The following is an 11,460-nucleotide window of genomic DNA, read 5'->3' as shown; positions in this document are numbered from 1 at the left end:
CCGGTGCGGACCCCGGGCCGCCCGGGCGGGGTCGACGGCGTGCAGGTGGGCGAGCACGCGGGCGGCGGCCAGGGCCCGGGCGCGCAGCAGCGCGGGCGCGGGCAGCCGCCCGCCGGGGGGAAGCGGATCCATCAGCGGCTCGAAGCTCGATCCCGGCAGCCGTGACGTCGCGACGAACGGCGGTGTGTCGGGCGGGTCGCCGACGTCATCGAACAGGACGGCCGGGACCGGAAGGCCGGGGACGTCGGCCAGTGCGCGCAGCAGCCGTGCCTGCCGCAGCATGTCCCGGTTCCCGACCGGCGCGAGTCCCGGCGGCGCGACTCGGACGACGGCGCTGAGCAGGTCCGACGACCGTGCCGGCTCGGACCGTGCTGCCGGCGCGGGCTGCGTTGCCGGCGCGGGCTGTGTTGCCGGCGCGGGCTGTGTTGCCGGCTCGGACCGTGGCACGCCGGGCGGGTCGGCGGACCAGCGGGCCGCGAACGTGAGGCCGGACGCGCCGCCGCCGAGCGGCTCGAACGCGACCAGGTCGAGGCCCGCGGCCCAGTCGCGCCCGGCGTGGGCGACCCGCGCCGGCAGATGCGCGAGCGCGGCCTCGCGCACCGCGGCCCGCGCTGCCGTCGTCGTCATCCCGGCTGCGGCGGGCCGGGCGGCGGCGCGGGGGTCAGCGGACAACGGGAAGTCCCGACACGGCGCGCATCGCCATTCCGTAGATGTGCGGGTCGCCGGCGTCCGGCGCGAAGCGCATTCCGGGCAGCTCGTCGAGCACCGCCTCCAGGGTGGCCATCATCTCCAGGCGGGCGAGCTGGTAGCCGAGGCAGTGGTGCGGGCCGTTGCCGAAGGTGGCGGGGGAGCGGGTCTGGCGGTCGAGGTCGAAGACGTCCGGGTCGGGCCAGACGTCCGGGTCGCGGTTGGCGGCGGCGGGGCAGATCGTCACGAACGAGCCGGCGGGAATGGCCGTGCCGGCGAGGTCCAGGTCGCGCGCGGCGATCCGGGGGACGTTGTGCGTCGGCGGGTCCCAGCGCAGCGTCTCGTCGACGAACCGGCTGACCAGGCCGCGGTCGGCCGCGACCCGCGCGGCGAGGTCGGGTCGCGACAGCAGCACCCAGAGCATGACGCTCGCGCCGCGGAACGTCGTCTCCGCGCCGGCGGGCAGCAGCAGGCGCAGGAAGTTCACGATCTCGTCGTCGGTCAGGGCGCGGCCGTCGACGGTGGCGGCGAGCAGCAGCGACGCCAGGTCCTCGCCGGGGTTGGCGCGCTTCTCGGCGATGAGCGCGCGCATGTACTCGCCCATCTCCCGCTCGACGGGCACGCCGGCGCTCGGGTCGTAGGCAACCGTGATGAACACCTCCGACCAGCGGCTGAAGCGCTTCCAGTCGATCGCGGGGACGCCGAGCATCGCGCAGATCGCCCGCATCGGCAGCTGGAACGCGAGGTCGGCGACGAGCTCGCCGTGGCCGTGTTCGGCGACCGCGCGGGCCAGCTCGTGCGCGGCGGGCCGGATGAACCCGTCCATCCAGGTCTGCAGGGCGGACGGCTTGAAGGCGCTCGCGATCGTCTTGCGCAGCGCGGCGTGCTCCGGCTCGTCCATCTCGAGGATCGACGGGCCGGTCACGATGCCCAGGTAGTTCTGGTAGACGGCGTTGGACAGCGCGGTGCTGTTGAACGCGGCGCGCACCGCCGGGTACGACAGGACGGCGAAGGAGCGGACGCGGTCGAAGGTCTGCTCGCCGCCCAGGCCGAACTCGGCGCGTAAGTCGATCTCCAGCACCTCGCCGCGTTCGCGCAGGCGCCGGTAGACCGGGTAGGGGTCGCGGACGTCGCCGATGGCGAGGATGTCGTCGTGGACGAACTCGGTGCCATCGACCTTCACGGGGTACCTCCTGGCAGGCGGGGTTCGGGTCGCCGGCCGAGCTCGACGGCCACGTAGGCGATCGCCGTGTGCCGGCGGTGCAGCAGGACGGCGGTCGGGTCCAGGTTCGGCTCGACGAGTTCCCGCCAGCGCAGCAGGCTCTCGGTCGGCACGGTCCAGGACGGCGGGTCGTCCGCGGGGAACGGGCGGGCCGCGATGTCGGCGTTGATGCGCAGGAACTCCCGCCCGCCGGCCGGATCGCCGAGCTTGGCCGCCCACGGGCGGACGAGCGCGCCGGCGAGGTGGCGCAGGTCCGCCCGGTCGGTGGCCTCGTAGGCGTCGAGCAGGGCGAGCCGGCCGGCCTCCACCGGCGGCGAGTGCTTGTCGAGGATCGCCTGGATGATCCCGGTCCGGTCGGCGAAGTGGTACTGGAGGGCCATCGCGTTGCGGGCACCCGCCTCCCGGGTGATCTCCCGGAGGCTGACGCCGTCGATGCCGCGCTCGGCGAACAGGCGTTCCGCGGCGTCGACCAGCCGCGTCCGGGTCTCGTCGGGACGGCGACTCACTGAAGTGGTCCTCCTGGTCGGTGGTGGGGGGCGCGGCCGGGGCCGCGGGCGGAACTACTGGTTGGCGACGGCGTGCTCCAGGCGCTCGGCGAACCGGGCCCGGGCCGCCGCCCGGCGGGTGGGCAGGTGCCCGCTCGGCCACAGGCCCTCCACCGGCTCGTAGCCGGCGAGGACCTGGCGGGCGAGGCTCACGGCGTGCACCTCGCTCGGGCCGTCGGCGAGCGCCAGCACCTCCGCGGCCACCAGCATCGCGCTGAACGGCATCTCGTTGGAGACCCCGAGGGCGCCGTGCAGGTGCATCGCGCGCCGCACGACGCTCGCCAGCACCCGCGGCATCGCGACCTTGACCGCCGCGATGTCGCCGCGCACCCTGCGGTAGTCCCGGTGGCGGTCGATCAGCCAGGCGGTGCGCAGCACGAGCAGCCGGAACTGCTCCAGCTCGATCCAGCTGTCAGCGACCGCCTCCTGGGTGAGCTGCAGCGACGACAGCGAACCGGTGCGGGTGCGCCGGGAGACGGCCCGCTCGCACATCATGTCGAACGCCGCGCGGGCCATCCCGACGGTGCGCATCGCGTGGTGGATGCGCCCGCCGCCGAGCCGGTCCTGGGCGATCGCGAACGCCTGGCCCTCGCCGCCGAGCACGTGGTCCGCGGGCACCCGCACGTTGTCGAAGCGCAGGTAGGCGTGCGCGCCGGCCTCCTCCGGCTCGCCTCCGAGACCGACGTTGCGCACGATCTCCAGGCCCTGGGTGCCAGCCGGCACGATCAACATCGACATACCCCGGTAGGGCCCGGCGTCCGGGTCGGTGACCGCCATGACGATGAAGAACGTGGCGTACCGGGCGTAGGAGGCGAACCACTTCTCGCCAGTGAGGACCCAGGCGTCGCCGTCGCGCACGGCGCGGGTGGTGAACAGCGCGGGGTCGGAGCCGCCGTGCGGCTCGGTCATCGCGTAGCAGGAGGTGATCTCGCCGTCGAGCAGCGGGCGCAGGTAGCGGGCGCGCTGCTCGGCGGTGCCGAAGCGGGCGAGGATCTCCGCGTTGCCCGAGTCGGGGGCCTGGCAGCCGAACACCGACGGCGCCCAGTGCGAGCGGCCGAGCAGCTCGTTGAGCAGGGCGAGCTTCACCTGCCCGTAGCCCGCGCCGCCGAGGTCCGGGCCGAGATGGCAGGCCCACAGGCCGCGGGCGCGCACCTCCTCCTGCAGCGGCCGCAGCAGGTCGCGGACGCGCGCGTTCGCCTTGTCGAACGGGTGCTCCGGCAGCAGGTCGAGCGGCTCGACCCGCTCACGGACGAACGCGTCGACCCAGTCGAGCCGGCGTTGGAAGTCCGGGTCGGTCTCGAAGTCCCATCCCATCGCAGGCGGGCCACCTTCCCTGTTACCTGATCGTTCGGACGCCGGAGACACTAATGCGGTTGCATCACCAAGTCCACCTATCGCCCGATGTTCTCAATCGGATGCACGGCTAGATGAGCTGTGTGCATGAACACTGTCCTGCAGGCACTACGTGCGATTATGTAGCTGATAGTAGTTAATAGGGTTCGTAGAGAGAGCAAATCCGGACCTTCCCCAAACCTCAGATGTCCGCTACAGTTCCCGCCATGAGTGAGCCAGGACACATAGAGGTGAGATCGGGGCCCGGAGTCTGACCGCTCGGACCGCGTCCGGGTCTCCTCCGTCGCGCGACCGCTGACGGGCCGCGCCCCGCCGCAGCATCCGGGCCGGCTCCACCGGAGCCGGCCACATCACCGTCAACGCCGGCCCGGGCGCCGGCCACACACCGCCGCCCGGCGCGCCCGCGGCCTTGGCCTGCCGTCGCGATCACGCGCCCGCCGTCGTCGTCCGCACGCCCGGCGCGTCGGCGGCACCCGTTCGTGACACCGGTCCAGGCATGTTCTGGACCGGTCCGCTCCAGAACATGAGGACAGGAGACCTGATGAGGTTCAGTCGAGGCAGGACGGGCCGGGGCCGGTCAGCCACGGTGCCGCCGCGCCGGCAGCGTCGATTACTGACCGTCGTGGCGATGTCGACCGCCGGCCTGGTCGCGGTCGCCGCCTGTGGCTCGGGCGGCTCGTCCACGGCGTCGAGCCCGACCGGGTCGACCGGCGCGAACGCGGCGACCGGCTCCCCGGTGGTCATCGGGTTCATCAACCAGACGACCGGCCAGCAGGCCGCGTACCCCGAGATGACGGTCGCCGCGCAGGCCGCGATCAAGTACGTCAACGCCGAGCTGGGCGGTGCCGGCGGCCACCGCGTCGACATGCACGTCTGCAACACCGACGGGACGCCCACCCAGACCCAGTCCTGCGCGCAGAAGCTCGCCGCCGAGAAGCCGCTGCTCGTCGTCGCCGGCTCCGACTTCAACTGGGCGCTCGCCACCAAGATCTTCAACGGCGCGAACATCCCGGTCTTCGGCCAGACGCCGGTCCAGGGACCCGACTACACCGCCAAGGACACCTACTACCTGAGCAACGGCTCGCTGGGTGCCGGGGCGGCACAGGCGGCCTATGTGATCAAGAACGCGCCGGACGCGAAGAAGGTCGGCATCATCGGCCCGCAGATCCCCGCGCTCCAGTCCATCATCACGCTGATCACCAAGGCGCTGGAGGCGAAGGGCAAGTCCGTCAAGCCGGTCACCTTCCCGCCGACGACCACCGACTTCCTCAGCGCCTGGAGCGCGCTCGGCGCGAAGGACCTCGACTACGTCATCGCCGAACTGCCGACGCCGTTCTGCGTGCCGCTGATCAACGCGTCCAAGTCGCAGAACAACACCACGCCGGTCATCACGACCGCCCTGTGCAACTCGGCCACCACCTTCTCGAAGGTCGGTGACGCGATGGACGGCTGGGCCATGAACGGCACCGGCCCCGACCCGTACGGCAACACCCCCGACGCCGTCCTCTACCGGGCCAAGATGGCGCAGTACGCCGGCAAGAGCGCGAACCTCGGCGGCTACGCGCCGTTCGGCTTCCAGGTCCTGATGTGGGTCACCCAGTCGATCATGAAGCCGGTGGCGAGCGGCCTGACCGCCGACGCGGTGCGGGCGCAGGCCCTCAAGCCGGGCGGCCACGTCTTCCTCGGACCGGACAGCTACCAGTGCGCGTCCAATGAGAAGTACACCTCCGTGTGCAGCTGGGACGTGTACATGACCAAGGTCAAGGGGCGCGCGATCGACTCCACGCCCGGCAGCGCGGAGTACATCGACGCGCTGGAGACCCTGAAGAGCACGGGGGTCTGACGGACCCGCGGTCCCGGCGCGTCCGCCGGCCGGGACCGCGAGCCGGGTGCCCTCGCACAGTCAGTCGTTCCGTCGGATGGGGAGCGTTGGTGAGCCAGTACTTAGCCTTTCTCCTACTCGGCCTGGGTGGCGGCACCGTCATCGCCTTCCTGGCCCTGGGCATCGTCATCGGGTACCGCGGCACGGGGATCATCAACTTCTCCCAGGGCGCGATCTCGATGTACGTCGCGTACGTCTTCTACGAGCTGCGCAGCACCGGGCACTACCTCGTCCCGATCCCCGGCCTGCACGTGCCGACGGCGCTGCCGGACCAGACCGGCATGGCCTTCGTCCCCGCCCTGCTGATCTCGCTGGTCACCGCGGCGGCCCTGGGCCTGCTGTCGCACGTCGTGGTGTTCCGGCCGCTGCGCGAGGCGCCGGCGCTCGCCCGGGTCGTCGCCTCGATCGGCCTGCTGCTGGTGGTCCAGTCGATCGTCGCGGAGAAGTTCGGCACCGACACCGTCAACCCGAGCCCCGTGCTGCCGACCCGCCGGCTGTTCACCATCGCCGATACCGCCCTGCCGATGGACCGGGTGCTGTGCGCCGTCGCGGCGCTCGTCTGCGCCGGGATCGTCGCCGCGCTGTTCCGCTACACCCGCTTCGGCACCGCGACGCGGGCCGCGGCGGAGAACGCCAAGGGCGCGATCCTCGTCGGCTACTCCCCGGACCTGCAGGCCGCCGCGTCCTGGGTGCTCGCCTCGGTGCTCGCCGGACTCGCGGGCATCCTCGTCGCGCCGATCACGTCGCTGTCGCCGTCGAGCTTCTCACTGATCATCATCCCGGCGCTCGCCGCCGCGCTCATCGGCCGGATGACGTCGTTCGGCGTCACCGTCGCGGCCGCGCTGGTGCTCGGCATGCTGCAGAACCTGCTGCTCAACCTGCCGCAGAAGATCTCCTGGTTCCCACACCAGGGGATCCAGGACACCCTGCCGCTCGTCGTGATCATCGTGGCGACGTTCCTGCTCGGCAAGAAGATCCCGATGCGGGGGGACCTCAAGCCCGAGCGGCTGCCGTTCGCGCCGCCCGTGCGCCGGGCGCTGCGCCCCGGGCTCGTCGCCTTCGCCCTCGCCGTCCTCGCCCTGTTCGTTCTGCCCGGCGGTTACCGCCTCGCCTATCTGAACTCGATCTCCGGCGCGGTCGTCGCCCTGTCGCTCGTGCTGCTCGTCGGGTTCATCGGGCAGGTCTCGCTGTTCCAGATGGCGCTGGCCGGCAGCGCCGCCTACCTGCTCGCCGGGCTGTCCACCGGCTGGGGGGTGCCGTTCCCGATCGCGCCGCTGCTCGCGGCGCTCGGCGCGATGGTCGTCGGCATGATCGGCGCGCTGCCGGCACTGCGCATCCGCGGTGTGCAGCTCGCCGTGGTCACCCTGGCCGCCGGCTGGGCACTGCAGCAGGCGGTGTTCAACAACGCGAGCCTCACCGGCGGGTTCTCCGGCGCCACCGTCAGCGGGCCGAGCCTGTTCGGCATCGACCTGAGCTTCTCCCGCGGTGCCGAGACAGCGCGGCCGGTCTTCGGCATCCTCGCGCTGGTCGTGCTGGCGCTGGTCACCACGGCGATGTTCAACCTGCGGCGCAGCCACACCGGCCAGCAGATGCTCGCCGTGCGGTCCAACGAGCGGGCCGCCGCCTCGATCGGCATCGCGCTGGCGCGCACCAAGATGCAGGCCTTCGCGATGTCCGCGTTCATCGCCGGGATCGGCGGCAGCATGCTCGCCTACCAGCAGCAGACGATCACCGCGGTGCCGTTCGACGCGTTCGTCTCGCTCTCGGTGCTGGCGATCGCCTACCTCGGCGGCATCACCAGTGTCCCCGGCGGCCTGCTCGCCGGCCTGCTCGCCACCGGCGGCCTGTCGTTCTACCTGCTCAACGAGCTCCTCCTGTCGCACCTGAACAACGGTGACCAGCTCCAGAACACCGTCGCCGGCGTCGGCCTCATCCTCACCGCGGTGCTCAACCCGGAGGGGCTCGCCGGCGAGTTCCGCCGGACCGGGCAACGGCTGCGCCGCCTGCGGGCCCGGCTGCGTCCCCCCGCCGCGGCCGAGGGCACCGCGTCCGTCGAGGGCACTGTCGCGGCGAAGGACGCCGTCGCCGCGAAGGACGCCGTCACCGCGAAGGACGCCGTCGCCGCGAAGAACGCCGTCACCGCGAAGGACGCCGTCGCCGCGAAGAACGCCGTCGCCGCGCGGGGCGCTGCCGCGGCGGGGGCCGAGGACGGTGCCGCGCCGATCATAGCCGAGGGGCAGGAGGCCCTGGCCCTGGAGACCCGGTCGCTGACCGTCCGCTATGGCGGCCTGACCGCCATCGACGACGTGTCGATCTCCGTTCCGCCCGGGCGACTGGTCGGCCTCATCGGGCCCAACGGCGCCGGCAAGACGACCTTCATCGACGCCATCTCCGGGTTCACGCCCAGCCAGGGCGCCGTCCGTCTCGGCGAGACCCGGCTGGACGACAAGCCCGCGCACGTGCGGGCACGGCTGGGGATCTCCCGCACCTTCCAGTCGCTGGAGCTGTTCGCGGCGCTGACGGTACGGGAGAACCTGACCGTCGCGGCCCGCCGGGACCGCTGGTACTCCGGCCTCGCCGACCTGGTCGCCCCGCGCCGCCGGGCGGCGCCGCCGGTGGTCGACGCGGCGATCGGCCTGCTGGGGCTGGAGGAGATGGCCGACACGCTGCCCGGCGACATCTCGCTCGGCGCGCAGAAGCGGGTCGGCGTCGCGCGGGCGCTCGTCAGCCGGCCGCACGTCATCCTGCTCGACGAGCCGGCCGCCGGCCTCGACACCGACGAGAGCGTCGAGTTCGGCCAGCGGCTGCGCGAGGTGCTCTCGCCGAACGTCGGCATACTGCTCGTCGACCACGACATGAACCTCATCCTCAACGTCTGCGACTACGTCTACGTCCTCGACTTCGGTCGGCTCATCGCCGAGGGCACGCCCGCCGAGATCCGCGGCGACGCCCGGGTGATCGCCGCCTACCTCGGCGAGCCGGAACCGGACGAGAACGCCCACCCCGCCGCCTATCCCGATTCCGATCCCGCGCCGTCCGCCGCGGCGGCGTCTGTCCCGGAGGTGAGCACCAGGTGACGGCACCGGCCACGAACCCCGCGTCGGACTGCGCCCCGCCAGGCGACGCGCCCGAGCGTGCGCCCCTGCTCGACCTGCGCGCCGTCACGGCCGGCTACGGCGACAAGGTCGTGGTGCGCGACGTCGACCTCGCCGTCGGGCCGGGCGAGGTGGTCGCCCTGCTCGGCCCGAACGGTGCCGGCAAGACGACGATGCTCGCGACGATCTCCGGGCTGCTGCCCGCGCTCGGCGGCTCCATCGCGGTGCTGGGCAACCCGGTCGACTGCCGGCGCCCCTGGCGGGCGGCGGCGCGCGGCGTCGCGCACGTGCCGTACGACCGGGCGATCTTCTTCAACCTCACCGTCGGGGAGAACCTCGGGCTCGCCCGCCGCCCCGGCGGCGCGGACCTCGACCGGGTGCTGCGCTACTTCCCCGAGCTCGGCCGGCTGCTGCGCACCCGCGCCGGCCTGCTCTCCGGCGGCGAGCAGCAGATGCTGGCGCTCGGCCGGGCCCTGGCCAGCGACCCGCGCCTGCTCATGATCGACGAGATGAGCCTCGGGCTCGCGCCGATCGTGGTGCAGCGCCTGCTGCCGATCGTGCGTGCGATCGCCGACGAGACGGGCATCGGGGTACTGCTCGTCGAACAGCACGTGAACAAGGCGCTGGCGGTCGCCGACCGGGCCTACATCCTCAGCCGGGGACGGGTGATGGTGTCCGGCTCGGCGGACGAGCTGCGCCAGCGCCGCGAGCTGATCGAAAGCAGCTACCTCGGCGCGGCGGCGTTGTGAGCACCCGGGACGGCGACCCGCCCCTGGGGGCGGACTCGCTGCGCGGCCGGGTCGCGCTGATCACCGGCGCGGCCCGGGGCCAGGGCCGCTCGCACGCCGTCGGCCTCGCCGGCGCCGGCGCGGCGATCGTCGCGGTCGACGCGTGCGCTCCCAGCCGGACGGCGGTCTACCCGATGCCGACGGCCGACGATCTCGACGCCACGGTGCGCCAGGTCGAGGCCGTCGGCGGGCGGATCCTGCCGGTGGTCGCCGACGTGCGCGACGTCGCGGCGCTGCGCGGCGCCGTGCAGGCCGGTGCGGACCGCTTCGGCGGCCTGGACGTGGTCGTCGCCAACGCCGCCATCACCGGGCCGCCCGCGCAGGTGTGGGACATCCCCGACGACGCCTTCCGCGACGTGCTCGACGTCAATCTGGTCGGCGTCTGGAACACCATCCGGGCGAGCGTCCCGCGCCTGATCGAACAGGGCCGCGGCGGCAGTGTCATCGCCATCTCCTCGGGTGCGGCGGCGAAGGGCTCGCCGAACATCGGCGCCTATGTCGCCGCCAAGAGCGGGGTGCTCGGACTGATGCACACCCTGGCCCGCGAGACGGCCCGGCACGGAATACGCGCGAACACGATCCTGCCCGGCAACGTGAACACCGTGATGCTGCGCAACGCGCCGACCCGGCGACTGTTCGCCCCCGATGTTCCGGAACCGACGGAGGACGACTTCGCGGCCCGGGCGCGGGCCGGAATCCCACTGGGTATCCCATGGCTGGAACCGGCGGGCATCACCGCGGCGGTTCTGTTCCTCGCTTCCGACGCGGCGCGCTATGTCACCGGTACGGAAATCCCGATCGACGGTGGCGCCCTCATGACATAAGGGTCGATGCGCGCGATGGTAATCTGAGAACATGCCGCCCACGGCGGTGCGCGGCAGGATCCAGACTGGTGCCGGCACGCGGGCGGCTGATCGTGGGCGGGAGAGTGCATGGCCACGGAGGCGGAGAGCGCCCTCATGGGCCGGGGTGGCACGGGGCCCCGCGCGCAGGCCGCCGGCCCACGGCAGGAGGCGTCCGGCGTCTCGAGCGAGCTGTCGTACCTGCAGGTCGCCGATCACCTGCGCGAGCAGATCCTGTCCGGCGCGCTCGCGGCCGGGCACCGGCTGCCCGCCGAGGCCGACCTCGCCGCCCAGCTCGGGGTCAGCCGGCTGACGCTGCGCGAGGGCATCCGGCTGCTCATGTCGGAGAAGCTCATCACGACCCGGCGGGGCAACGCGGGCGGCACGTTCGTCGCGCATCCCTCGTCCGCGGACGTGGTCGCGGCGCTCGGGCGGGCGTTCCGGGTGATGGCCTCGACCGATCACCTGCCGACGGCCGACATCCTCGAGGCCTGGGCGCTGATCGAGGCGCCGGCCGCCCGCCTCGCCGCCGAGCGCCGCACCCAGGCCGAGATCGACCAGCTCATGGAGCTGTCCCGGCCACCGGCGGGGCTGGGTGAGGAGCAGACCGCCGACCGGTCCTTCGAGTTCCACCGGGTGCTCGTCCAGGCGGCCCGCAACGCGCTGCTGCCGATGCTGATCCGTCCGCTGTCGGCCGTCGTGCCCGAGCACTTCGCGCCGACCCGGGCGGCCCGGCCGCGGTTCTGGTACGACGTCATGGAGGAGCTGCGGCAGGTCGCCTCGGCGGTCGAGGCGCAGGACGGCGACACCGCCGAGGCCGCGATGCTGGCGCACATCCGCCGGCTCGGCCGCGGTGCCGCCGCGACCTGACCGGGAGACCGGAACCGTCGCGCTCCGCCGTCCGGAGGTTTCGCTCCGGCGGTGTCAATCAGCGCTATGCCAATCGCTGGTAACAGTCGTTCGGCTTCTCTTCGTGACCGGGCCGAAGAATGAGCATTTTCAATGTTATTTTACGTGAATTGCGGGAATGTTCCGTCGCGCGCGTT

At 72.7% G+C, this 11,460-nt stretch carries 9 protein-coding genes; 5 read left to right on the top strand and 4 right to left on the bottom strand.

The window, feature by feature from the left end; genetic code table 11:
- The 4 genes from C1A33_RS12385 to C1A33_RS12370 form a co-directional block, all read right to left on the bottom strand.
- A partial coding sequence (locus tag C1A33_RS12385) for a phosphotransferase (RefSeq protein WP_207770280.1) occupies positions 1-672 on the bottom strand: 672 nt, incomplete at its 3' end.
- Entirely contained in the window at positions 662-1,870 is a 1,209-nt protein-coding gene (locus C1A33_RS12380) for a cytochrome P450 (protein ID WP_101831673.1), read from the bottom strand. The genes C1A33_RS12380 and C1A33_RS12385, both read right to left, overlap by 11 nt.
- On the bottom strand, positions 1,867-2,415 hold the full coding sequence (locus tag C1A33_RS12375) for a TetR/AcrR family transcriptional regulator (RefSeq protein ID WP_207770279.1): 549 nt from the start codon (positions 2,413-2,415) through the stop codon (positions 1,867-1,869). The genes C1A33_RS12380 and C1A33_RS12375 overlap by 4 nt, the downstream gene beginning before the upstream one ends.
- Positions 2,416-2,469: 54 nt before the next feature.
- Positions 2,470-3,768: an acyl-CoA dehydrogenase family protein gene (locus tag C1A33_RS12370; protein WP_101831672.1), complete on the bottom strand. Its 1,299-nt coding sequence runs from the start codon at positions 3,766-3,768 to the stop codon at positions 2,470-2,472.
- Positions 3,769-4,348: 580 nt separating this feature from the next.
- On the opposite strand from C1A33_RS12370, the gene C1A33_RS12365 reads away from it, so the two are divergent.
- The 5 genes from C1A33_RS12365 (at position 4,349) to C1A33_RS12345 (ending at position 11,284) form a co-directional block, all read left to right on the top strand.
- On the top strand, positions 4,349-5,650 hold the full coding sequence (locus C1A33_RS12365) for an ABC transporter substrate-binding protein (RefSeq protein ID WP_165818351.1): 1,302 nt from the start codon (positions 4,349-4,351) through the stop codon (positions 5,648-5,650).
- An 89-nt stretch (positions 5,651-5,739) separates the two neighbouring features.
- Positions 5,740-8,766, top strand: a complete 3,027-nt coding sequence (locus tag C1A33_RS12360) for a branched-chain amino acid ABC transporter permease/ATP-binding protein (RefSeq protein ID WP_165818350.1) — start codon at positions 5,740-5,742, stop codon at positions 8,764-8,766.
- Positions 8,763-9,533 carry an ABC transporter ATP-binding protein gene (locus C1A33_RS12355; RefSeq protein WP_101831669.1) on the top strand — a complete coding sequence of 257 codons (771 nt, stop codon included), beginning with the start codon at positions 8,763-8,765 and terminating at the stop codon, positions 9,531-9,533. Before C1A33_RS12360 ends, C1A33_RS12355 begins: the two co-directional genes overlap by 4 nt.
- Complete coding sequence (locus C1A33_RS12350) at positions 9,530-10,396, top strand: mycofactocin-coupled SDR family oxidoreductase (protein ID WP_243407465.1); 867 nt, start codon at positions 9,530-9,532, stop codon at positions 10,394-10,396. Before C1A33_RS12355 ends, C1A33_RS12350 begins: the two co-directional genes overlap by 4 nt.
- A gap of 108 nt (positions 10,397-10,504) precedes the next feature.
- On the top strand, positions 10,505-11,284 hold the full coding sequence (locus tag C1A33_RS12345; RefSeq protein ID WP_101831668.1) for a FadR/GntR family transcriptional regulator: 780 nt from the start codon (positions 10,505-10,507) through the stop codon (positions 11,282-11,284).
- Positions 11,285-11,460 lie beyond the last annotated feature (176 nt).

The sequence above is a fragment of the Frankia canadensis genome (assembly GCF_900197875.1).
GTDB lineage: Bacteria > Actinomycetota > Actinomycetes > Frankiales > Frankiaceae > Frankia > Frankia canadensis.
Note: the sequence above shows the minus strand (reverse complement) of the source record. Positions and strands in the feature narration are given on the sequence as shown.

Excerpts from the sequence above, each read along its gene's own strand:
- C1A33_RS12345 (WP_101831668.1), top strand. The coding sequence starts at position 10,505 with ATGGCCACGGAGGCGGAGAGCGCCCTCATGGGCCGGGGTGGCACGGGG.
- C1A33_RS12370 (WP_101831672.1), bottom strand. The coding sequence starts at position 3,768 with ATGGGATGGGACTTCGAGACCGACCCGGACTTCCAACGCCGGCTCGAC.
- C1A33_RS12365 (WP_165818351.1), top strand. The coding sequence starts at position 4,349 with ATGAGGTTCAGTCGAGGCAGGACGGGCCGGGGCCGGTCAGCCACGGTG.